Raw genomic sequence first — 23,638 nt, forward strand, 5'->3', positions numbered from 1 at the left:
CGTTGGCGCGGGCGTTGTTGCTAAAGTTCTCGGCTAATCGCTGATAACATTTGACGCAATGCGCATGAAAAGGGCATCATTTGATGCCCTTTTTGCACGCTTTCGAACCAGAACCTGGCTCATCAGTGATTTCTTTCTCATAATCATTGCTGAGACAGGCTCTGAAGAGGGCGTTTAGTCCGAAGCATTTATCCTCCGCCATGATGCTGGTTGATTCAGTAAACCATTGAAAAATGGTGGAAATACGCGATTCGGTTCGGTTTGCCTCGCAGTAGCGGGGCAAAAATGTTTGTCTGATTTATTGTGACAGGTTGGTTTATGAGTGCGAATACCGAAGCTCAGGGAAGTGGGCGCGGCCTGGAAGCGATGAAATGGATCGCCGTGGCGGTGCTGCTGATCGTAGCTATCGTAGGCAACTACATTTATCGTGATATATCCCTGCCGTTGCGTGCCCTGGCAGTGGTGATTTTAATTGCGGCAGCGGGCGGTGTTGCACTGCTGACCACGAAAGGCAAAGCGACTGTGGCGTTTGCCCGTGAAGCGAGAACCGAAGTCCGTAAAGTGATTTGGCCAACTCGCCAGGAAACATTGCATACCACGTTAATTGTAGCGGCGGTTACTGCTGTAATGTCACTGATCCTGTGGGGCCTGGATGGTATTCTGGTCCGCCTGGTTTCTTTTATCACTGGCCTGAGGTTCTGAGATGTCTGAAGCTCCTAAAAAGCGCTGGTACGTCGTTCAGGCGTTTTCCGGTTTTGAAGGCCGCGTAGCGACTTCCCTGCGCGAGCATATCAAATTACATAACATGGAAGAGTTATTTGGCGACGTGATGGTCCCAACTGAAGAAGTTGTGGAAATCCGCGGCGGCCAGCGTCGTAAAAGCGAACGCAAATTCTTCCCGGGCTATGTGCTGGTCCAAATGGTCATGAACGATGCGAGCTGGCACTTAGTGCGCAGCGTACCGCGTGTGATGGGCTTCATCGGTGGTACTTCGGATCGTCCGGCTCCGATTAGCGATAAAGAAGTCGATGCGATTATGAACCGCCTGCAACAGGTAGGTGATAAGCCGCGTCCGAAAACGCTGTTTGAACCGGGTGAGATGGTTCGTGTTAGCGATGGTCCATTTGCTGACTTCAACGGCGTTGTTGAAGAAGTCGATTACGAGAAAAGCCGCCTGAAAGTGTCTGTATCCATTTTCGGACGCGCAACGCCAGTCGAACTGGACTTTGCTCAGGTCGAAAAGGCCTAACAGTCAGGTTGTAAAAGCAGCGATTAATCGTTGCACAGGGCGCGAGATTGGACTACAATTTCGCGCCTTTTGTTTTTATGGGCTTTGCCCGTAAAACGATTTTATCACGGGGAGCTTCACTGAAGCGCTATTACCCAATCAGAGGATTTTAGAATGGCTAAGAAAGTACAAGCCTACGTTAAGCTGCAAGTAGCAGCTGGTATGGCGAACCCGAGTCCGCCAGTTGGTCCGGCACTGGGCCAGCAGGGCGTGAACATCATGGAATTCTGCAAAGCGTTCAACGCAAAAACTGATTCCATCGAAAAAGGTCTGCCGATCCCGGTTGTTATCACCGTTTATGCTGACCGTTCTTTCACCTTCGTTACCAAAACTCCGCCGGCAGCAGTTCTGCTGAAAAAAGCGGCTGGTATCAAGTCTGGTTCCGGCAAGCCGAACAAAGACAAAGTGGGTAAAGTAACCCGCGCTCAGGTGCAGGAAATCGCGCAGACTAAAGCAGCGGACATGACTGGTGCCGACATTGAAGCGATGACTCGCTCAATCGAAGGTACTGCTCGTTCCATGGGCCTGGTAGTGGAGGACTAAGAAATGGCTAAACTGACCAAGCGCATGCGTGTGATCCGTGAGAAAGTTGATGCGACCAAACAGTACGACATCAACGAAGCTATTTCTCTGCTGAAAGAACTGGCTACCGCTAAATTCGTAGAAAGCGTTGACGTTGCTGTTAACCTCGGCATTGATGCGCGTAAATCTGACCAGAACGTACGTGGTGCTACTGTACTGCCGCACGGTACTGGCCGTTCAGTTCGCGTTGCTGTATTTACCCAGGGCCCGAACGCTGAAGCAGCTAAAGCTGCTGGCGCTGAGCTGGTAGGTATGGAAGATCTGGCTGAGCAGATCAAAAAAGGCGAAATGAACTTTGACGTTGTTATTGCTTCCCCGGATGCAATGCGCGTTGTTGGCCAGCTGGGCCAGGTTCTGGGCCCGCGCGGCCTGATGCCGAATCCGAAAGTCGGTACTGTAACTCCGAACGTTGCTGAAGCGGTTAAAAACGCCAAAGCTGGTCAGGTTCGTTACCGTAACGACAAAAACGGCATCATCCACACCACCATCGGTAAAGTGGACTTTGACGCTGACAAACTGAAAGAAAACCTGGAAGCCCTGCTGGTTGCGCTGAAAAAAGCAAAACCGTCTCAGGCCAAAGGTATTTTCATCAAGAAAGTTAGCATCTCCACCACCATGGGTGCAGGTGTTGCGGTTGACCAGGCTGGTCTGAGCGCATCAGCGAACTAATAATTCGCTATTTACGTGGGCGGCGGATTTGTCTACAATCTTACGCCCACGATTCTGTCGAATAAGACAGAACGCTATGCGAGTTAGTCAAATTGCAGCTAACGCTGCTGCGGTTTGAGTGGCGAAGGCATAGACAGAATTTTCGGTTGGAGCCTGGCCTTATCCAGGCCCCGTCCAAGACCGCAGGTGTTTCTCTGAAACTTAATCTCCTGCGTAGACGGTGACAGAACCTGAAGACCTTTTTAAAAGTTTTCTTTGGCTTGTTTCTGCTCACCGTATTAAGACGCTCTTTTCTTTGAGAAGAGTGAAGTGAGTTCCGGGGCATGAGCCCCGGCAAACATCCAGGAGCAAAGCTAATGGCTTTAAATCTTCAAGACAAACAAGCGATTGTTGCTGAAGTCAGCGAAGTAGCCAAAGGCGCGCTGTCTGCGGTTGTTGCGGATTCCCGTGGCGTTACCGTAGATAAAATGACTGAACTGCGTAAAGCAGGTCGTGAAGCTGGCGTTTACATGCGTGTTGTTCGTAACACCCTGCTGCGCCGCGTCGTTGAAGGCACTCAATTCGAATGCCTGAAAGACACGTTTGTTGGTCCTACCTTGATTGCATACTCTATGGAACACCCGGGCGCTGCTGCTCGTCTGTTCAAAGAGTTCGCGAAAGCGAATGCAAAATTCGAGGTTAAAGCTGCGGCCTTTGAAGGTGAGTTGATCCCGGCGTCCCAAATCGACCGCCTGGCAACCCTGCCGACCTACGAAGAAGCAATTGCACGCCTGATGGCAACCATGAAAGAAGCTTCGGCTGGCAAACTGGTTCGTACTCTGGCTGCTGTACGCGATGCGAAAGAAGCTGCTTAATCGCAGTTTTCTTTATAAAGCATCTGCTTACGTATAAACTTATTCTGATATTCAGGAACAATTTAAATGTCTATCACTAAAGATCAAATCATTGAAGCAGTATCCGCTATGTCCGTAATGGACGTTGTAGAACTGATTTCTGCAATGGAAGAAAAATTCGGTGTTTCTGCTGCTGCCGCTGTAGCTGTTGCTGCTGGCCCGGTTGAAGCTGCTGAAGAGAAAACTGAATTCGACGTAATTCTGAAAGCTGCCGGCGCTAACAAAGTTGCCGTAATCAAAGCTGTACGTGGCGCGACTGGCCTGGGTCTGAAAGAAGCAAAAGACCTGGTTGAATCCGCTCCGGCCGCTCTGAAAGAAGGCATCAGCAAAGACGACGCAGAAGCTCTGAAAAAATCTCTGGAAGAAGCTGGCGCTGAAGTTGAAGTTAAATAAGCCAACTTTTCTGGTTGCAGCCTGAGTAATCAGGCTGATGGCTGGTGACTTTTTGGTCACCAGCCTTTTTGCGCTACAGGGCGCCAGTAGCCTTTCACACTATTTATCTACTGGTTTCCCCCAATGGTTATTTCTATCGACGACTTAATATATTGCGACAGGGCAGGTGCGCTGTGTAAATCGCAACGAAATGATTTAAGAGTGATAGAAACAGGCATTGCGGAAAGTGTTCCATTTTCCGGTCAACAAAATGGTGTTGCATAAACTGTCCTTATTCAATGGACAGAGTGGGTCGACTTGTCAGCGAGCTGAGGAACCCTATGGTTTACTCCTATACCGAGAAAAAACGTATTCGTAAGGATTTTGGAAAACGTCCGCAAGTGCTGGACATTCCTTATCTCCTTTCTATCCAGCTTGACTCGTTCCAGAAGTTTATCGAGCAAGATCCTGAAGGCCAGTATGGTCTGGAAGCGGCATTCCGTTCCGTGTTCCCGATCAAGAGCTATAGCGGCAACTCGGAACTGCAGTACGTCAGTTACCGTCTTGGCGAACCCGTCTTTGACGTGAAAGAGTGTCAAATTCGTGGCGTAACCTATTCGGCTCCGCTGCGCGTCAAACTGCGTCTGGTGATCTACGAGCGCGAAGCGCCGGAAGGCACCGTTAAAGACATTAAAGAACAAGAAGTCTACATGGGCGAAATCCCGCTCATGACCGATAACGGCACCTTCGTTATCAACGGTACTGAGCGTGTTATCGTATCTCAGTTGCACCGTAGCCCGGGTGTGTTCTTCGACAGCGACAAGGGTAAAACTCACTCCTCAGGTAAGGTGCTGTATAACGCACGTATTATCCCTTACCGTGGTTCCTGGCTGGACTTCGAGTTCGATCCGAAAGACAACCTGTTTGTCCGTATCGACCGTCGCCGTAAACTGCCTGCAACCATCATTCTGCGCGCGCTGAACTACACCACTGAACAGATCCTTGACCTGTTCTTTGAAAAAGTGATTTTTGAAATCCGTGACAACAAGCTGCAAATGGAGCTGGTCCCGGAGCGTCTGCGTGGCGAAACCGCCTCTTTCGATATCGAAGCAGACGGCAAAGTGTATGTCGAAAAAGGCCGCCGTATCACTGCGCGCCATATTCGTCAGCTTGAAAAAGACGACATTAAGCACATCGAAGTACCGGTTGAATACATTGCCGGTAAAGTGTCAGCGAAAGATTACGTTGATGAGTCCACTGGCGAGCTGATTTGCGCAGCGAACATGGAACTCTCTCTGGATCTGCTGGCAAAACTGAGCCAGTCCGGCCACAAGCGTATCGAAACGCTGTTTACCAACGATCTGGATCACGGTGCGTACATCTCTGAAACCGTACGCGTCGACCCAACCAACGATCGTCTGAGCGCGCTGGTAGAAATCTACCGAATGATGCGCCCTGGTGAGCCGCCGACACGCGAGGCTGCTGAAAGCCTGTTTGAGAACCTGTTCTTCTCTGAAGACCGCTACGACCTGTCTGCGGTTGGCCGTATGAAGTTCAACCGTTCTCTGCTGCGCGAAGAAATTGAAGGTTCCGGTATCCTGAGCAAAGACGACATCATTGAAGTGATGAAGAAGCTCATCGATATCCGTAACGGCAAAGGCGAAGTGGATGATATCGACCACCTCGGCAACCGTCGTATCCGTTCCGTAGGCGAAATGGCGGAAAACCAGTTCCGCGTTGGCCTGGTACGTGTTGAGCGTGCGGTGAAAGAGCGTCTGTCTCTGGGCGATCTCGATACCCTGATGCCTCAGGATATGATTAACGCCAAGCCGATCTCTGCGGCAGTGAAAGAGTTCTTTGGTTCCAGCCAGCTGTCTCAGTTTATGGACCAGAACAACCCGCTGTCTGAGATTACGCACAAGCGCCGTATCTCTGCACTCGGCCCGGGCGGTCTGACTCGCGAACGTGCGGGCTTTGAAGTGCGTGACGTACACCCAACCCACTACGGTCGTGTATGTCCTATCGAAACCCCTGAAGGTCCGAACATCGGTCTGATCAACTCCCTGTCTGTGTACGCGCAGACTAACGAATACGGCTTCCTGGAAACCCCGTATCGTCGCGTTGTTGATGGCGTGGTGACTGACGAGATCCATTACCTCTCCGCTATCGAAGAAGGTAACTACGTGATCGCGCAGGCGAACACCAACCTGACTGAAGAAGGCCGTTTCGTCGACGATCTGGTGACTTGCCGTAGCAAAGGCGAATCCAGCTTGTTCAGCAACGACCAGGTTGACTACATGGACGTTTCCACCCAGCAGGTGGTTTCCGTCGGTGCGTCCCTGATCCCGTTCCTGGAACACGATGACGCCAACCGTGCATTGATGGGTGCGAACATGCAACGTCAGGCGGTCCCGACTCTGCGCGCTGATAAGCCGCTGGTAGGTACCGGTATGGAACGTGCTGTTGCCGTTGACTCCGGCGTAACCGCCGTAGCTAAACGTGGCGGTACCGTTCAGTACGTGGATGCGTCCCGTATCGTTATCAAAGTTAACGAAGACGAGATGTACCCGGGCGAAGCAGGTATCGACATCTATAACCTGACCAAGTACACCCGTTCTAACCAGAACACCTGCATCAACCAGATGCCGTGCGTGTCCCTGGGTGAGCCGGTTGAGCGCGGCGACGTGCTGGCAGACGGCCCGTCTACCGACCTCGGTGAACTGGCGCTGGGTCAGAACATGCGCGTCGCGTTCATGCCGTGGAATGGTTACAACTTCGAAGACTCCATCCTCGTTTCCGAGCGTGTGGTTCAGGAAGACCGTTTCACGACCATCCATATTCAGGAACTGGCGTGCGTGTCCCGTGACACCAAGCTGGGGCCGGAAGAGATCACCGCTGACATCCCGAACGTGGGTGAAGCTGCGCTCTCCAAACTGGATGAATCCGGTATTGTTTACATCGGTGCTGAAGTGACCGGCGGCGACATTCTGGTGGGTAAGGTAACGCCGAAAGGTGAAACCCAGCTGACGCCGGAAGAGAAACTGTTGCGTGCGATCTTCGGTGAGAAAGCGTCTGACGTTAAAGACTCTTCTCTGCGCGTACCAAACGGTGTTTCCGGTACGGTTATCGACGTTCAGGTCTTTACCCGCGATGGCGTGGAAAAAGACAAACGTGCCCTGGAAATCGAAGAGATGCAGCTCAAGCAGGCTAAGAAAGACCTGTCTGAAGAACTGCAGATCCTCGAAGCCGGCCTGTTTGGTCGTATCTATGCTGTGCTGGTTGCCGGCGGCGTTGAAGCTGAGAAGCTCGACAAACTGTCCCGCGATCGCTGGCTGGAACTGGGCCTGACCGACGAAGAGAAACAGAATCAGCTTGAGCAGTTGGCCGAGCAGTACGACGAGCTGAAGCACGAGTTTGAGAAAAAACTCGAAGCTAAGCGCCGCAAAATCACTCAGGGCGATGATCTGGCACCGGGCGTGCTGAAAATCGTGAAAGTGTATCTGGCTGTTAAACGTCAGATTCAGCCGGGTGACAAAATGGCAGGCCGCCACGGTAACAAAGGTGTTATCTCCAAGATCAACCCGATCGAAGATATGCCTTACGATGAAAACGGTACGCCGGTAGACATCGTACTGAACCCGCTGGGCGTACCGTCTCGTATGAACATCGGTCAGATTCTGGAAACCCACCTGGGTATGGCTGCGAAAGGTATCGGCGATAAGATCAACGCCATGCTGAAACAGCAGCAGGAAGTCGCCAAACTGCGCGAATTCATCCAGAAAGCGTATGACCTTGGTGCAGACGTTTGCCAGAAAGTAGACCTGAATACCTTCAGCGATGAAGAAGTGCTGCGTCTGGCTGAGAACCTGCGTAAAGGTATGCCGATTGCAACGCCGGTCTTCGACGGTGCGAAAGAGTCTGAAATCAAGGAACTGTTACAGCTGGGTGGCCTGCCGACTTCCGGTCAGATCACGCTGTTCGACGGTCGCACCGGTGAGCAATTCGAGCGCCAGGTTACCGTTGGCTACATGTACATGCTGAAACTGAACCACCTGGTTGATGACAAAATGCACGCCCGTTCCACCGGTTCTTACAGCCTGGTTACTCAGCAGCCGCTGGGTGGTAAGGCGCAGTTCGGTGGTCAGCGCTTCGGGGAGATGGAAGTGTGGGCACTGGAAGCATACGGCGCTGCTTACACTCTGCAGGAAATGCTGACCGTTAAGTCTGATGACGTGAACGGCCGTACCAAGATGTATAAGAACATCGTGGATGGCAACCATCAGATGGAACCGGGCATGCCGGAATCCTTCAACGTACTGTTGAAAGAGATTCGTTCGCTGGGTATCAATATCGAGCTGGAAGACGAGTAACTCTCGCTCAAACAGGTCACTGCTGCCAGGGTAAAACCTGGCGGCAGATTGTGCTAACTCCGACGGGAGCCAATCCGTGAAAGATTTATTAAAGTTTCTGAAAGCGCAGACTAAAACCGAAGAGTTTGATGCGATCAAAATTGCTCTGGCCTCGCCAGACATGATCCGTTCATGGTCGTTCGGTGAAGTTAAGAAGCCGGAAACCATCAACTACCGTACGTTCAAACCTGAACGTGACGGCCTTTTCTGTGCGCGTATTTTCGGGCCAGTAAAAGACTACGAGTGCCTGTGCGGTAAGTACAAGCGCCTGAAACACCGTGGTGTGATTTGTGAGAAGTGCGGCGTTGAAGTCACCCAGACTAAAGTGCGCCGTGAGCGTATGGGTCACATCGAACTGGCCTCTCCGACTGCGCACATTTGGTTCCTGAAATCGCTGCCGTCCCGTATCGGCCTGCTGCTGGATATGCCGCTGCGCGATATCGAACGTGTTCTGTACTTCGAATCTTATGTGGTTATCGAAGGTGGCATGACCAACCTCGAACGTAGCCAGATCCTGACCGAAGAACAGTACCTGGACGCGCTGGAAGAGTTCGGTGACGAATTTGACGCGAAGATGGGCGCCGAAGCTATTCAGGCTCTGCTGAAAAGCATGGACCTGGAGCAGGAGTGCGAACAGCTGCGCGAAGAGTTGAACGAAACCAACTCCGAAACCAAACGTAAAAAGCTGACCAAGCGTATCAAGCTGCTGGAAGCGTTCGTTCAGTCTGGCAACAAGCCGGAGTGGATGATCCTGACCGTTCTGCCGGTTCTGCCGCCAGATCTGCGCCCGCTGGTACCGCTGGACGGCGGTCGTTTCGCAACGTCCGATCTGAACGATCTGTATCGTCGCGTGATCAACCGTAACAACCGTCTGAAACGTCTGCTGGATCTGGCGGCGCCGGACATTATCGTACGCAACGAAAAACGTATGCTGCAGGAAGCGGTTGACGCCCTGCTGGATAACGGCCGTCGCGGTCGTGCGATCACCGGTTCCAACAAGCGTCCTCTGAAATCTTTGGCCGATATGATCAAAGGTAAACAGGGTCGTTTCCGTCAGAACCTGCTCGGTAAGCGTGTTGACTACTCCGGTCGTTCTGTTATCACCGTAGGTCCATACCTGCGTCTGCATCAGTGCGGTCTGCCGAAGAAAATGGCGCTGGAGCTGTTCAAACCGTTCATCTACGGCAAGCTGGAACTGCGTGGCCTCGCCACCACCATCAAAGCCGCCAAGAAAATGGTTGAGCGTGAAGAAGCGGTCGTTTGGGATATCCTGGACGAAGTGATCCGCGAACACCCGGTACTGCTGAACCGTGCGCCAACCCTGCACCGTCTGGGTATTCAGGCGTTCGAACCGGTTCTGATCGAAGGTAAAGCAATCCAGCTGCACCCGCTGGTGTGTGCGGCCTATAACGCCGACTTCGATGGTGACCAGATGGCTGTTCACGTACCGCTGACGCTGGAAGCCCAGCTCGAAGCGCGTGCGCTGATGATGTCGACCAACAACATTCTGTCTCCGGCGAACGGCGAGCCAATCATCGTTCCGTCTCAGGACGTTGTACTGGGTCTGTACTACATGACCCGCGACAGTGTTAACGCCAAAGGCGAAGGCATGGTGCTGACGGGCCCGAAAGAAGCTGAGCGTATTTATCGCGCTGGCCTGGCCTCTCTGCATGCGCGCGTTAAAGTGCGTATCACTGAATATGAAAAAGACGCTAACGGCGAATTCGTTGCGAAAACCAGCCTGATCGATACGACCGTTGGCCGTGCGATCCTGTGGATGATCGTGCCGAAAGGTCTGCCTTTCTCCATCGTCAACCAGGCGCTGGGCAAGAAAGCGATCTCCAAAATGCTGAACACCTGTTACCGCATTCTGGGCCTGAAGCCGACCGTAATTTTTGCTGACCAGACCATGTATACCGGTTTTGCCTATGCAGCGCGCTCAGGTGCGTCCGTAGGTATCGACGACATGGTTATCCCGGAGAAGAAACACGAGATCATCTCCGAAGCGGAAGCCGAAGTGGCTGAGATTCAGGAACAGTTCCAGTCTGGTCTGGTTACCGCGGGCGAACGCTATAACAAAGTTATCGATATCTGGGCTGCGGCGAACGATCGCGTCTCCAAAGCGATGATGGATAACCTGCAAACTGAAACCGTTATTAACCGTAACGGCGAAGAAGAGCAGCAGGTTTCCTTCAACAGCATCTACATGATGGCCGACTCCGGTGCGCGTGGTTCTGCTGCACAGATTCGTCAGCTGGCAGGTATGCGTGGTCTGATGGCGAAGCCGGATGGCTCCATCATCGAAACGCCGATCACCGCGAACTTCCGTGAAGGTCTGAACGTACTCCAGTACTTCATCTCCACGCACGGTGCGCGTAAAGGTCTGGCGGATACCGCACTGAAAACCGCGAACTCCGGTTACCTGACGCGTCGTCTGGTTGACGTGGCGCAGGACCTGGTGGTGACCGAAGACGATTGTGGTACCCACGAAGGTATCATGATGACCCCGGTTATCGAGGGTGGCGATGTTAAAGAGCCGCTGCGTGACCGCGTTCTGGGCCGTGTCACTGCGGAAGACGTGCTGAAGCCGGGCACTGCTGACATCCTGGTGCCGCGTAATACGCTGCTCCACGAACAGTGGTGTGACGTGTTAGAAGCAAACTCTGTTGACTCAGTGAAAGTTCGCTCGGTTGTATCCTGCGACACCGACTTTGGTGTATGTGCGCACTGCTATGGTCGTGACCTGGCGCGTGGCCACATCATCAACAAAGGTGAAGCTATCGGCGTTATCGCGGCACAGTCCATCGGTGAGCCGGGTACACAGCTGACGATGCGTACGTTCCACATCGGTGGTGCGGCATCGCGTGCGGCTGCTGAATCCAGCATCCAGGTGAAAAACAAAGGTAGCATCAAGCTCAGCAACGCGAAGTCGGTTGTTAACTCCGCAGGCAAGCTGGTTGTAACCTCTCGTAACACCGAGCTGAAGCTGATCGACGAATTCGGTCGTACCAAAGAGAGCTATAAAGTGCCTTACGGTGCCGTTATGGCGAAAGGTGACGGCGAGCAGGTTGCTGGCGGTGAAACCGTTGCAAACTGGGACCCGCACACCATGCCGGTTATCACCGAAGTCAGTGGTTTTATCCGCTTCACGGACATGATCGACGGCCAGACCATTACTCGTCAGACTGACGAGCTGACCGGTCTGTCTTCTCTGGTGGTTCTGGATTCTGCTGAACGTACTGCGGGTGGTAAAGATCTGCGTCCTGCTCTGAAAATCGTTGATGGTCAGGGTAATGATGTTCTGATCCCGGGTACCGATATGCCTGCGCAGTACTTCCTGCCGGGTAAAGCGATCGTTCAACTGGAAGACGGCATTCAGATCGGTGCGGGTGATGCTCTGGCGCGTATTCCGCAGGAATCCAGTGGTACTAAAGATATCACCGGTGGTCTGCCGCGCGTTGCGGATCTGTTCGAAGCACGTCGTCCGAAAGAGCCGGCAATCCTGGCGGAAATCAGCGGTATCATTTCCTTCGGTAAAGAAACCAAAGGCAAACGCCGTCTGGTGATCACGCCGGTTGATGGTAGCGATCCGTACGAAGAGATGATTCCGAAATGGCGTCAGCTCAACGTGTTCGAAGGTGAACGCGTTGAACGCGGCGACGTAGTGTCTGACGGCCCGGAAGCGCCGCACGACATTCTGCGTCTGCGTGGCGTCCATGCTGTGACGCGTTACATCACTAACGAAGTGCAGGACGTTTACCGTCTGCAGGGCGTTAAGATCAACGATAAGCACATCGAAGTTATCGTTCGTCAGATGCTGCGTAAAGCAACCATCGTGAATGCAGGCAGCTCCGACTTCCTGGAAGGCGAGCAGGCTGAATACTCCCGCATCAAGATCGCTAACCGCGAACTGGAAGCGAACGGTAAGATTGGCGTGACTTACGCGCGCGATCTGCTGGGTATCACTAAAGCCTCTCTGGCAACCGAGTCCTTCATCTCCGCGGCATCGTTCCAGGAGACCACTCGTGTGCTGACCGAAGCAGCGGTTGCGGGTAAACGCGACGAACTGCGCGGCCTGAAAGAGAACGTGATCGTGGGTCGTCTGATCCCGGCGGGTACCGGTTATGCGTACCACCAGGATCGTATGCGTCGCCGTGCTGCGGGGGAACTCCCGGCTGCACCACAGGTGACGGCAGAAGACGCAACTGCCAGCCTCGCAGAACTGCTGAACGCAGGTCTGGGTGGTTCTGATAACGAGTAATCGTGCTCAGCTAATAAAAAACCCGCTTCGGCGGGTTTTTTTATGGCTGCAATAAATCAGTTTGCTGGTGGTAGTCGTCGGTAAAGCTCGATTAAATCCTCCGCCAAATCCTGAATCACCATCGCATTCATCAAATGGTCCTGAGAATGCACGGTAATCAGATTCACCGGCAGCTTGCCGGATCCCTCATCCATCCCGATTAGCTGGGTTTGGATTTTATGGGCCACCTTAACAAATTCGCGTGATTGCGCCATCGCCTGTTCGGCACCCCTGAAGTCATTGCTTCTGGCTAATCGTAGCGCGCTTAATGCCTCGCTGCGCGCCGCGCCCGCATTGACTAATAGCTCCATAATAATGCTTTCCAAATCGTCCATGTTTACTCCATCAGCTTCAGCGCTTTCTCCAGCACCGCGTCGCCCTTCATCATGCCGTAATCCATCATATCGATTACCGCGACTTTTTTACCCTGTGGATCGGCAAGCGCCTGCAGTTTCGCCTGTTCGTATTTCACCTGCGGGCCGAGTAAAATGATATCTGCGCTGTCGAGATTCTCTTTAAACTCGGCGACGGGTACTGCTTTAATCGACACTTCAATGCCTTTCTTCTGCGCCGCATCCTTCATGCGTTGCACTAACATGCTGGTGGACATCCCGGCAGCACAGCACAAAACGATATTCTTCATAAGTCGTATCCACTGTTTCCTGATTATTAATATGATAATTATCCCTGCCGCTTGTCGGTAACAACCTGAATAATTCGAATATGCGTGAGTTATCACAAAACAGAAATGCAGGATTGACAGTGCATGAACACACGCTTAGTCTCAAATGAAGTGGTATATACCACTTAACGACAAATAATTGACCGGGAATTCATATGAATAATTTCACTGAATTGATGGAAAGAAAAATATTGCCGCTGGCAATGAAAATTGAAGGGAATGACTATCTCTCAGCCATCAAAGATGGCTTTATTCGTATCATGCCCTTTTTGATTATTGGTTCTTTTTTCTTACTTATTGCCAACTTACCTGTTCCTGGCTACAACGAATTTATTATTCGCTGCTTTGGCGAGAAATTCATTGGCCGTTTAAATTATGTGCTCGACGCAACATATTCCATCATGGCGCTGTTAGTGGTGGTAAGTACCAGCGTGAGCTTAGCGAAAAGGTGGCAGCTTAATGAAATCTCATGTGCGTTAATCTCGCTGGTGAGTTTTTTAATTGTTACGCCGTTCAGAGCGCCCGTTGAAAATGGTGTGGTCAGCGATGTCATTCCTGTTTCGGCACTGGGTGCCCAGGGCTTATTCTTATCACTGATCGTAACAATAATCGCGGTGCGTTTATATCGGCTGTTCAATCATCCGCGTTTAACGATCCAAATGCCCTCCAGCGTTCCGCCAGCAGTCGCCAACAGCTTTAGTTCGCTGATCCCTTCATTCATGATTGTGGTGTTGTTTTGGCTGGCGCGTTTAGTCTTTGAAGTTACGCCTTTTGGCACTGCTCAGGAGATGATATTCAAAGTGCTGCAAGCGCCGATGATGGAGCTGGGTAATACGCTGCCATCACAAATGGTCGCTGAGTTCTTTGTCAGTTTCTTCTGGTTTTTTGGCCTGCATGGCGACTCAATTGTTACCGCCATTATGGGGCCGATCTGGCGTTCATTAACGCTGGAAAATATGCAGGCGATGAAGCAAGGCTTACCGCCCGTGAATATCATCACGCAACAATTCCGCGATGTGTTTCTTATCTGTGGCGGTACGGGGTTTACGCTGGCAATGTTGCTGGTGATGCTTTTCAGAGCAAAAAGTAAAAGGATGCGCGAAATAGCTAAGCTGGCGTCTCCGGCTGCCATCTTTAATATTAATGAGCCGATTATCTTTGGCGTGCCTATTGCATTAAATCCCGTTTTATTTATTCCTTTTATTATTGTTCCGGTGGTGTTGTGTGTCATTACCTACAGCGCGATGAGTTTCGGTCTGTTGCCATTAACGTCGGGTCTGGAAATACCCTGGACAACGCCCATCTTTATCAGTGGATTTCTGATTTGTGGCTGGAAAGGCATGCTGTTTCAGGCAATTAATTTGGCTGTCGCCATGACGATTTATTATCCCTTCGTCATGGCGTTAGATAAGCAATATTTGCGCGAAGAAAATGCGGTAGATGACTCCTTAACTGCCGTTCAGCCCCTCGCTACCGAATAAAAAAGGATCAGGATATGAGTAAGAAATTAAAGATTGTCACTATTGGCGGCGGGAGTTCTTATACGCCGGAGATTATCGAAGGGTTTATCCAGCGTTACAGCGAAATGCCAGTCAAAGAAATTTGGTTGGTAGACGTGGAAGCCGGGCGCGAAAAGCTTGAGGTCGTTGGCAACCTGGCGAAACGCATGGTTGAAGCAGCAGGTATTGATTGCCAGATCTATTTAACGCTAAACCGCCGCGAGGCGCTAAAAAACGCTGATTTCGTCACTACTCAGCTGCGCGTGGGCCAGTTGGATGCGCGTATCAAAGATGAGCGCATCCCCCTTTCTCATGGCTTAATTGGCCAGGAAACTAACGGGGCAGGCGGGTTTGCTAAGGCTTTGCGTACTATCCCGGTAATTCTGGATATCTGTCGCGACATGGAAGAGCTCTGCCCGGACGCCTGGTTAATCAACTTCACTAATCCCAGCGGCATCGTAACGGAAGCCGTGCTTAAGCACAGTAAAATAAAGTGCATCGGTCTGTGCAATTTATCCCAGTCGATGCAGCGCATGGTGGCGGAGATCCTCGGCGTTGATAAGTCACGCTTTTTACTGCATCTCACAGGGCTGAATCATTTCCTCTACGGCACCCATGTCTATATGGACGGAAAAGATGTCATGCCGGAGGTACTCAGAAATCTTCGATATGATAGCGCGCACAAACCGAAAAATATTCCTGACATTCCCTGGTTGCAGGCGCAAATTCAACATCTGGGCGTGATCCCGTGCCCTTATCATCAATATTACTATGCCACCAGCGATGTGCTGGAAACTCAACTGAAGGAATTCGCCGAACACGGTACGCGGGGTGAAGTGGTTCAGAAAGTTGAGCATGAGCTGTTTGAGCTATATAAAAATCCATCGCTCCATGAAAAACCCAAACAGCTGGAACTGCGCGGCGGCGCTTATTATTCCGAGGCGGCATGTGAATTAATTAGCGCTATTCACAATGACAAGAATATGTTGATGACGGTAAATATCCGCAATAACGGCGCTATCCGCTCTTTACCTGATGATGTGGCAATTGAAACGACCTGTGTGATTGGCCGCTATGGGGCGATCCCATTGAATAACGATCCGCTACCCGCGACGGTCTGCGGACTGGTGTCGCTAATGAAAGCCTGGGAAGAAATGGCAGTGGAGGCCGCCGTGACCGGGGATTACGGTGCAGCGTTACAGGCGTTAACGCTGAATCCGCTGGTGCCGTCAGGCAAAGTCGCCAAAGTGGTACTGGATGAATTGCTGGAAGCGCATCGCGAGTATTTACCCCAGTTTTTTCGGGAATAATGACTTTCGGCTGCGCATGCGGAACAGGTCTCCACGGTTATAACTCCACGAGTAGTTAAATACCGTACCGTCCTCAAGCCAGCTGCTTTCTTTAATATGCAACATCGGTGAGTTGGCCGTGATTTCCAGCAGCGCGGCCATTTCCTTATCAAACAAACTGGCGCTGACCAGCGCATCGGAACCGCCAATTTTCTGGCCGCATTTTTGTTCGATAAAAGCATACAGAGAATGATTCTGAAGGATTTCGTCATCAATAACGTTAACGATCGCCAGCGGTATATAGCTGTCCTCAATCATGACCGGGACATTATCAAACAGCCTGACCCGGCGAATAGCGTGTACAGGTTCATTTTCCGGCACGCCGAAGTGGCTATTCAATAATTCTCCTGCCGGTTGATGGACATGATAGACAAGACGACTGGTGATAGAGACTTTGCCGCGTAATTCATGAGTGACGCCAAGCGAGCTGCCCTCAACGCCAGGATTAAGTAGGTAGGTTGGCTGTGAAACCGCACGGTTAACATAGGTCCCTTTACCGACGATCTTTTTTACCAGCCCTTCCTGTTCCAGTTGCGCGATGGCTTTTTGCACGGTGGCGCGCGTGACCTGGTATTTCTCAGCCAGCTCACGTTCAGAAGGGATGAGAGAGCCCACCTGATACTTCTGGCTGTGGATGTCACGTTTCAGGGTATCGCGGATAAGGATGTACAACGGTTTCATGGCTTTCCCTGTAAGGATCACGCAACTGTCGGCAGGCAACGCTTCCGTTCCGGCACGGCGCAAATTCAGTAATGGATGGAAAATAATCATGTTAAATCATAATGAAGCATACTGGCAGCAAAAAGGCGCTCATCTGACGGTTAACGCTATTCTTAATCAACCCCGTCTGTGGCAAGAAGGACTGGAGCGGGTTAAACAGCAGCAGGCAGCAATTGCCGCATTCTGGCAAGCCTGCCCACCGGCTAACAGGATACTGATTACCGGCGCGGGCTCGTCGTTGCTCGCTGCGCAGGCGGCGGCTAACTGGTTGCGAAGCGTTGTTTCCCGGCCTGTCGAGATCGTTCCCGCCACGGATTTCATTCTGCAACCGCACCGCGTACCTTCCGATATTGTGCTGGTATCGGTGAGCAGTTCCGGCAATACCCCGGAAACGGTAAGCGTCACGGAGCAAATATTATCCGCCGCGCCGCAGACGCCTTATATCGCTATCACTAATAACCCATCCAGCAGGCTGGCGAAGCTGGCTAACCACACCCAAACCAGCGTGTTTATCCCTGCGCCGGAAGGCACGTCTAACGGAAGTTTCGCCGCAACATCTGAATTCACGCTACCCATGTGGTATACGATGCTGCTGCTGGCGCCGGAACAATGGCACCAGGCGGAGAGAATATTACCGCTGCTGCAACGCGGCGCGAGATACTTCTTTGAACATGAAGCGGCGGGTATTGAACAGTGGGCGGCCGGTCGGCGTAATAACGTGGTCGCGTTAGGCGCATTATCGTTAAAAGCGATTGCCTGTGAATCCAGCCTGAAACTGTTGGAAATGGGCAACGGACAGGTGATGACGGCCTGGCATTCCATGCTGGAGTTTCGCCATGGCCCTAAATTAATCATCAACCGCGACGCGACGGTGGTGGGGTACATGGCCGCGAACTCTGATATTCACCGTTATGACAAAGATATGCTGGTGGAATTAAGGCGTGAAAGAAGCCCGCTGGCGCAAATTGTTGCTATTGGTCATGATGCGCTGCCGGACCACGCCCAGGTCGCCGATCGCTACTTCCATTTTGCCTGCCCGGAACTGGCTGATTTCCATGAAACATGGGCTGCCATGCTGTATGTACTCTTTGCCCAGCTGGCCGGGCTCTATTGCGCGATTGAGCTTGGCGTCACGCCGGATATGCCTTCGCGTGACGGTAAAGTCGCCAAAGTGGCGAATGTCACCGTGTATTAATAGTAGCGGGGCGGTTTTGCCGCCCCGAATCGTTAATGGGCGTTTCTTCCCAAAAAGCTGTCCCAGTCTTTCCATACCGGCTGAATGCCCGAGCGGCTCAGCGCGGCAGCGACCTCTTCCGGTCTGCGTGCGTCGTGCGGCGTGAACTGCTCCAGCTCAGGGTGGTCGTCGGCATACCCGCCGGGCTGGGTTTTTGAAAACGCACTGACGCTGGTGATCGCCAGCGGGATGACATTATCGCGAAACGCCGGGGATTCGCGGGTCGATAGTGACAGCTCCACCTCCGGGGCCAGCAGGCGGAATGCGCAAATGGTCTGCACCAGCTGCCGTTCATCCATAATCGACGCCGGTTCCACCCCGCCGGTACAGGGACGCAGGCGCGGAAAGGAGATGGAGTAACGGCTTTTCCAGTAGTGCTGTTGCAGCCACAGCAGATGCTCCGCCACCATATAACAATCCACGCGCCAGCTGTCAGATAGCCCAATCAGCGCGCCCAGCCCGATCCGGTCGATCCCGGCGCGCCCAAGGCGATCCGGCGTCTCCAGCCGCCAGAAAAAATCCTGCTTGTTGCCGCGCAAATGGTGCCGGGCATACACCGCTTCGTGATAGGTTTCCTGATAAACCATCACGCCATCCAGTCCCAGGGTTTTCAGCTCGGCGTACTCCTGCTCCGCCAGCGGTTGCACTTCCATTTGCAGCGAGGCGAACTGCTGGCGGATCGCCGGGAAATGCGCCCGGAAATAGTCCATGCCGACTTTGCTCTGATGCTCGCCGGTGACCAGCAAGAGATGATCGAACCCTAATGCTTTGATGGCCGCGCACTCACGTGCAATCTCATCGGCATTCAGTGTCTTGCGTTTAATGCGGTTGCTCATGGAAAACCCGCAGTAGGTGCAGTCGTTGGCGCACAGATTGGACAGATACAGCGGCACATAAAAACTGACGGTGTGGCCGAAGCGCTGGCGGGTCAGGCGCTGCGCCTGCCGGGCCAGCGTTTCGAGGTACGCGTCGGCGGCGGGAGAGAGCAAGGCCATCATCTCCTCGCGTCCTGGGCGAGGGCACCGCAATGCGCGTTCAACATCGTCGGGCGTTTTACCGTTGATACGCAGCCGGATGTCGTCCCAGTCCAGCTCGCGCCAGCGGTCGGTGAAGGTTTTCATCGCGTCTCTCCCAGAAACTGGGTTAGCGGGCTGGAGGCCTCCGCGCGCCACTGCCGCACGCCCAAACCGGCGTCGCGCGCGGTAACGCCCGCCTCTACCGCCAGACGAAACGCCTGCGCCATCGTTACCGGATCGTCGGCCACGGCAATGGCGGTGTTTATCAGCACCGCCGATGCGCCCATTTCCAGCGCTTCGCAGGCATGGCTCGGCGCGCCGATACCGGCATCCACCACCACCGGCACCGTCGCCTGTTCGATAATGATGCTGAGCAATGCGCGGGTTTGCAGCCCCTGGTTAGAGCCAATCGGCGCGCCAAGCGGCATCACCGCCGCGCAGCCTACGTCTTCAAGCCGTTTGCACAGCACCGGATCGGCTCCGCAATAAGGCAGCACCACAAAGCCCGCTTTCACCAACTGTTCGGCGGCCAGCAGCGTTTCGACAGGGTCGGGCAGCAGATAGCGCGCGTCAGGGTGGATTTCCAGTTTTACCCAGTTTGTTCCTAATGCTTCCCGTGCCAGCTGCGCGGCGAACACCGCTTCCCGGGCGGTTTTCGCGCCGGAGGTATTGGGCAACAGCGTGACGCCCAGCGCCTGAAGGGGAGCAAGTATAGCGTCCTGATGATGGCGCAAATCCACGCGCTTCATCGCCATGGTGACCAGTTGGCTGCCGCTGGCGCGCAGGGCGTCGGTCATTAACTGCGGCGAGGCGAATTTCCCGGTTCCGGTAAACAGATGGGAATCAAACACTTTATCTGCAATGCGTAACATTTAGCCTCCGGCAATAACCTGAAAAAGCAGCACGCTATCGCCGTCCTGCAAAACGTGTTCTGACCACTGACCGCGCGGCACGATGGCGTCGTTGACCGCCAGGGCGATGCCCGACTTTAACAGCCCTTGTTGCTCCAGCAGCGCGTACAGCGTGATGGCCTCGGCGCAGTCGGTCTGCTGGTCGTTAAGCGCAATCCGCATGGCGACCTCCACATACCGGACAGTGTGGCGCGGGTTGCAGATTCAGCGAGCGCCACTGGTGGCGACGACCGTCAAACAGCCGCAGTTGATTATGCGAACCGGGAATACCGATCAGCAGCTTGATGGCTTCCAGCGCCTGTAGGGTGCCCATCACGCCCACCACCGGGCCGAGTACGCCCGCCGTGCGGCAATTGCGTTCCGGCTCGGCGTCGTCCGGCCATAAACAGCGGTAGCAGCCGTGCCGCCAGGGCGGCGTCAGGACCATCAACTGCCCGCCAAACCCCACGGCGCTGGCGCTGATCAGCGGTTTATCCCGCGCCACGCAGGCGGCGTTGACCGCCTGGCGGGTGATCATGTTATCGCTGCAATCCAGAACCACATCGACGCGAGCGACGGCGCTGTGCAGCGCATCGCCCGCCAGACGCTGCGCCAGCGTGTGGATAGTGATTTCCGGATTCAATTGTTGCAGGCGGCGCTGGCTGGCGGCGGTTTTGTTCTCGCCGATATCCTGAGTGGTAAACAGGATCTGGCGCTGAAGATTGCTGACATGCACCTCGTCCTCGTCCGCCAGTATCAGCGTACCGACGCCCGCGCCCGCCAGATACAGTGCGGCAGGCGAGCCCAGCCCACCGAGCCCGATAATCAGCGCCCGCGCGTTTTTCAGACGCTGTTGCCCGTCAACGGCGATATCCTCCAGCAGGATCTGCCGGCTGTAGCGCATAAAATCACGATCGTTCATCGCCTGCCCCCGCCAGTGTCAATAACCGTGCCGTGGCCGCTTGCCAGTCCTGCGCCTGAGTGATGGCGCTGACCACCGCAATGCTGCCGACGCCCGTAGCCAGCACCGCCGGCGCGCGGTCAAGCGAGATACCGCCGATGGCGATCGTTGGGTAATCCCCCAGCCGCCGCACGTGGGCAGCCAGTTGCTCAAGACCCTGCGGCGCGGAGGGCATCTGCTTGGTTTGGGTGGGGAACACGTGGCCGAGCGCGATACAGGAAGGCCGCGCCCGAAGCGCGATATCGATTTCCATATCGTCGTGGGTGGACACGCCAAGCCGTAAACCGGCGGCGCGGATAGCATCCAGATCGGCGGTTTCCAGGTCTTCCTGGCCCAGATGAATGCCGTAAGCCTGATGCTTAATCGCCAGCCGCCAGTAATCATTGATAAACAGGCGCGCCTGATAGCGGCGGCCTAACGCGATGGCGTTAATGATGTCGCCCTCAACTTCATCGTCCTGCTTATCTTTGATGCGCAGCTGTAGGGTGCGTACGCCGGCGTCAAGCAGGCGCGCGATCCATTCAACGCTGTCAACGACCGGGTAAAGACCCAGCCGTTTCGGCACCGGCGGAAACAGTGGCTCAATCATTACGCTTCCTCCTGACGCAGATAGATTTCACCGCCTTTCGCGCGAAAGCTGTTTGCCATCTCTGTCAAACCCGCTTCGCGCTCCTGCGCCGCCGCGTAGTCGCGCACTTCCTGTGTGATTTTCATTGAGCAGAATTTCGGGCCGCACATCGAACAGAAATGAGCGACTTTGCCGGACTCCTGCGGCAGGGTTTCGTCGTGATAGGCGCGAGCGGTAAACGGATCCAGCGCCAGGGTGAACTGATCTTCCCAGCGGAATTCAAAGCGCGCTTTCGACATCGCGTTATCGCGGATCTGCGCGCCAGGGTGGCCTTTGGCGAGGTCGGCGGCGTGGGCGGCGATTTTGTAGGTCATCAGCCCCTGCTTAACGTCTTCTTTGTTGGGCAAGCCCAGATGCTCTTTTGGCGTGACGTAGCACAGCATCGCGCAGCCGAACCAGCCGATCATCGCCGCGCCAATCCCCGAGGTGAAATGGTCATAGCCCGGCGCGATATCCGTGGTCAGCGGCCCCAGCGTGTAAAAGGGCGCTTCGTGACAGTGCTCCAGCTCCTCGGTCATATTGCGGCGGATCATCTGCATCGGCACATGCCCAGGGCCTTCAATCATCACCTGCACATCGTATTCCCAGGCGATTTTGGTCAGCTCGCCCAGGGTATGCAGCTCGGCGAACTGCGCTTCATCGTTGGCATCCTGAATCGAACCGGGACGCAAGCCGTCGCCCAGCGAGAGGGAAACATCATAGGCCGCGCAAATTTCGCAGATTTCGCGGAAATGCTGATACAGGAAATTTTCCTGATGATGAGACAGGCACCACTTCGCCATGATTGAGCCGCCGCGCGAGACAATCCCGGTCAGGCGTTTGGCCGTCATCGGCACGTAGCGCAGCAGGACGCCCGCGTGGATGGTGAAGTAATCGACGCCCTGTTCGGCCTGCTCAATCAGCGTGTCGCGGAACATCTCCCAGGTGAGGTTTTCAGCAATGCCGTTCACTTTCTCCAGCGCCTGGTAAATCGGCACCGTACCGATCGGCACCGGGCTGTTGCGCAGGATCCATTCGCGGGTTTCGTGAATATAGCGGCCCGTGGAGAGATCCATCACCGTGTCTGCGCCCCAGCGCGTGGCCCAGACCAGTTTTTCCACTTCTTCTTCAATGGATGACGTGACGGCGGAATTGCCGATATTGGCGTTCACCTTCACCAGGAAATTGCGCCCGATGATCATCGGCTCCAGTTCCGGGTGGTTGATATTGGCGGGGATGATGGCGCGCCCGGCGGCGACTTCATCCCGGACAAACGCCGGCGTGATGTTGTCCGGCAGCTGTGCGCCAAAACCGACGCCCGGATGCTGCTGGCGCAACACGGCGGTGCGAATGCGCTCCCGGCCCATGTTTTCGCGGATGGCGATAAATTCCATTTCCGGCGTCACGATGCCCTGACGCGCATAGTGCAGTTGCGTGACGCGACGGCCCGCTTTCGCGCGTTGCGGCGTCAGCACGCCGGTGAAGCGCAGCTCATCCAGCCCTTCGTCTGCCAGGCGTTCACGGGTATAGGCGGAGCTTAATGACGGCAGGGATTCGGTATCGTTGCGTTCGGCTATCCAGCGGCTGCGCAGTTTGCCAAGCCCGGCGTGGACGTCAATCTGTACCGCCGGGTCGCCATAGGGACCGGAGGTGTCGTACACCGGCACCGGCTCGTTGGGCTCATAGCGCGGCGCATCCTGATTGCCGCCGATAAGCGTTGCGCTCAGCTGGATTTCACGCATCGGCACCCGAATGTCGTCACGCGAGCCGGCAAGATAGATGCGTGATGAATTCGGGAAAGCGGTGCCTTCCAGGGTATCGATAAAGTGTTGGGCCTGTGCGCGGGTTTCGCGACGGTTTGGTTTAGGAGTAACAGACATAGCGCGTTCCAGTTAATCAGCAGGAAAGGGCTTGTCAGAACAACGGAGGGAGTAACAGAACCTGTGCGTTTGAGGTGCGGCAACCCCGGAAAAGCAGGCGCAGCTGGGCAGGTTTATACTGAATTACTCTTGTTCCCTTCGCAGGTATTAACCTGATCAGGTTCCGCGGATCCCGAATTAACGGTCTCAGCCCGTGCTTGCGCACTGGGCACTCCGACAAGAAAAACCTTGATGACTGGCGGTAACCGTCAGCCATCAAGGGCACAAATAAACTACGCGTTAACGAT

The 23,638-nt window shown here is 54.1% G+C and carries 20 protein-coding genes and 1 riboswitch; of the genes, 11 read left to right on the forward strand and 9 right to left on the reverse strand.

What is annotated here, in order from left to right; genetic code table 11:
• Positions 1-318: 318 nt before the first annotated feature.
• The 8 genes from secE to rpoC all read left to right on the forward strand — a co-directional run bounded on the left by secE (position 319) and on the right by rpoC (position 12,474).
• A complete protein-coding gene (gene secE / locus GV764_RS14620; RefSeq protein ID WP_002438629.1) occupies positions 319-702 on the forward strand; it encodes a preprotein translocase subunit SecE in 384 nt (127 codons plus the stop codon).
• Position 703: 1 nt separating this feature from the next.
• Positions 704-1,249, forward strand: coding sequence for a transcription termination/antitermination protein NusG (nusG, locus tag GV764_RS14625; protein ID WP_125295710.1), 546 nt, complete (start codon positions 704-706; stop codon positions 1,247-1,249).
• A gap of 153 nt (positions 1,250-1,402) precedes the next feature.
• Entirely contained in the window at positions 1,403-1,831 is a 429-nt protein-coding gene (rplK, locus tag GV764_RS14630) for a 50S ribosomal protein L11 (protein WP_002438627.1), read from the forward strand.
• A gap of 3 nt (positions 1,832-1,834) precedes the next feature.
• On the forward strand, positions 1,835-2,539 hold the full coding sequence (gene rplA, locus GV764_RS14635; RefSeq protein WP_161660785.1) for a 50S ribosomal protein L1: 705 nt from the start codon (positions 1,835-1,837) through the stop codon (positions 2,537-2,539).
• A 356-nt stretch (positions 2,540-2,895) separates the two neighbouring features.
• Positions 2,896-3,393, forward strand: coding sequence for a 50S ribosomal protein L10 (rplJ, locus tag GV764_RS14640; protein WP_001207203.1), 498 nt, complete (start codon positions 2,896-2,898; stop codon positions 3,391-3,393).
• 66 nt (positions 3,394-3,459) lie between these two features.
• A complete protein-coding gene (gene rplL, locus GV764_RS14645; protein WP_002884142.1) occupies positions 3,460-3,825 on the forward strand; it encodes a 50S ribosomal protein L7/L12 in 366 nt (121 codons plus the stop codon).
• A gap of 320 nt (positions 3,826-4,145) precedes the next feature.
• Positions 4,146-8,174: a DNA-directed RNA polymerase subunit beta gene (gene rpoB / locus GV764_RS14650; RefSeq protein ID WP_161660786.1), complete on the forward strand. Its 4,029-nt coding sequence runs from the start codon at positions 4,146-4,148 to the stop codon at positions 8,172-8,174.
• 76 nt (positions 8,175-8,250) lie between these two features.
• Positions 8,251-12,474, forward strand: coding sequence for a DNA-directed RNA polymerase subunit beta' (rpoC, locus tag GV764_RS14655; RefSeq protein ID WP_161660787.1), 4,224 nt, complete (start codon positions 8,251-8,253; stop codon positions 12,472-12,474).
• 56 nt (positions 12,475-12,530) lie between these two features.
• Here rpoC and GV764_RS14660 read toward each other — a convergent pair whose 3' ends face one another.
• Positions 12,531-12,848: a PTS lactose/cellobiose transporter subunit IIA gene (locus tag GV764_RS14660; RefSeq protein ID WP_161660788.1), complete on the reverse strand. Its 318-nt coding sequence runs from the start codon at positions 12,846-12,848 to the stop codon at positions 12,531-12,533.
• 2 nt (positions 12,849-12,850) lie between these two features.
• Positions 12,851-13,156 (reverse strand): PTS sugar transporter subunit IIB, encoded by a 306-nt coding sequence (locus GV764_RS14665; RefSeq protein ID WP_161660789.1) that lies wholly within the window; start codon positions 13,154-13,156, stop codon positions 12,851-12,853.
• Between the two features lie 194 nt (positions 13,157-13,350).
• Between GV764_RS14665 and celB the strand changes: the two genes are divergently transcribed.
• Positions 13,351-14,676 carry a PTS cellobiose transporter subunit IIC gene (gene celB / locus GV764_RS14670; RefSeq protein WP_161660790.1) on the forward strand — a complete coding sequence of 442 codons (1,326 nt, stop codon included), beginning with the start codon at positions 13,351-13,353 and terminating at the stop codon, positions 14,674-14,676.
• 14 nt (positions 14,677-14,690) lie between these two features.
• A complete protein-coding gene (locus GV764_RS14675) occupies positions 14,691-16,004 on the forward strand; it encodes a 6-phospho-beta-glucosidase (RefSeq protein WP_161660791.1) in 1,314 nt (437 codons plus the stop codon).
• On the opposite strand, the gene GV764_RS14680 is transcribed toward GV764_RS14675, so the two are convergent.
• Positions 15,981-16,814 (reverse strand): GntR family transcriptional regulator, encoded by an 834-nt coding sequence (locus GV764_RS14680; protein ID WP_161660792.1) that lies wholly within the window; start codon positions 16,812-16,814, stop codon positions 15,981-15,983. The two genes, GV764_RS14675 and GV764_RS14680, sit on opposite strands and share 24 nt — an antisense overlap.
• On the opposite strand from GV764_RS14680, the gene GV764_RS14685 reads away from it, so the two are divergent.
• Complete coding sequence (locus tag GV764_RS14685; RefSeq protein WP_161660793.1) at positions 16,813-17,958, forward strand: SIS domain-containing protein; 1,146 nt, start codon at positions 16,813-16,815, stop codon at positions 17,956-17,958. The genes GV764_RS14680 and GV764_RS14685 overlap by 2 nt on opposite strands.
• Positions 17,959-17,990: 32 nt before the next feature.
• Here GV764_RS14685 and thiH read toward each other — a convergent pair whose 3' ends face one another.
• From thiH to thiC, 6 genes are read right to left on the reverse strand one after another with little or no spacing between them, the layout of a single operon-like run.
• Complete coding sequence (gene thiH, locus GV764_RS14690) at positions 17,991-19,118, reverse strand: 2-iminoacetate synthase ThiH (protein ID WP_161660794.1); 1,128 nt, start codon at positions 19,116-19,118, stop codon at positions 17,991-17,993.
• Positions 19,115-19,885 (reverse strand): thiazole synthase, encoded by a 771-nt coding sequence (gene thiG / locus GV764_RS14695; protein WP_201743206.1) that lies wholly within the window; start codon positions 19,883-19,885, stop codon positions 19,115-19,117. The genes thiH and thiG overlap by 4 nt, the downstream gene beginning before the upstream one ends.
• A complete protein-coding gene (thiS, locus tag GV764_RS21995) occupies positions 19,886-20,086 on the reverse strand; it encodes a sulfur carrier protein ThiS (RefSeq protein ID WP_201743207.1) in 201 nt (66 codons plus the stop codon). It lies immediately after the preceding gene.
• The gene (locus tag GV764_RS14700) at positions 20,070-20,825 is read right to left on the reverse strand and encodes a HesA/MoeB/ThiF family protein (RefSeq protein WP_161660795.1); all 756 of its coding nucleotides are present in this window, start codon (positions 20,823-20,825) and stop codon (positions 20,070-20,072) included. Before GV764_RS14700 ends, thiS begins: the two co-directional genes overlap by 17 nt.
• Positions 20,812-21,453 (reverse strand): thiamine phosphate synthase, encoded by a 642-nt coding sequence (gene thiE / locus GV764_RS14705; RefSeq protein ID WP_161660796.1) that lies wholly within the window; start codon positions 21,451-21,453, stop codon positions 20,812-20,814. The genes GV764_RS14700 and thiE overlap by 14 nt, the downstream gene beginning before the upstream one ends.
• Positions 21,453-23,351, reverse strand: coding sequence for a phosphomethylpyrimidine synthase ThiC (thiC, locus tag GV764_RS14710; RefSeq protein ID WP_161660797.1), 1,899 nt, complete (start codon positions 23,349-23,351; stop codon positions 21,453-21,455). The genes thiE and thiC overlap by 1 nt, the downstream gene beginning before the upstream one ends.
• A gap of 116 nt (positions 23,352-23,467) precedes the next feature.
• A riboswitch (TPP riboswitch) is annotated at positions 23,468-23,577 on the reverse strand.
• Between the last annotated feature and the right edge of the window lie 61 nt (positions 23,578-23,638).

Origin of the sequence: Atlantibacter hermannii (genome assembly GCF_009907385.1) — a bacterium.
Classification (GTDB): domain Bacteria; phylum Pseudomonadota; class Gammaproteobacteria; order Enterobacterales; family Enterobacteriaceae; genus Atlantibacter; species Atlantibacter hermannii_A.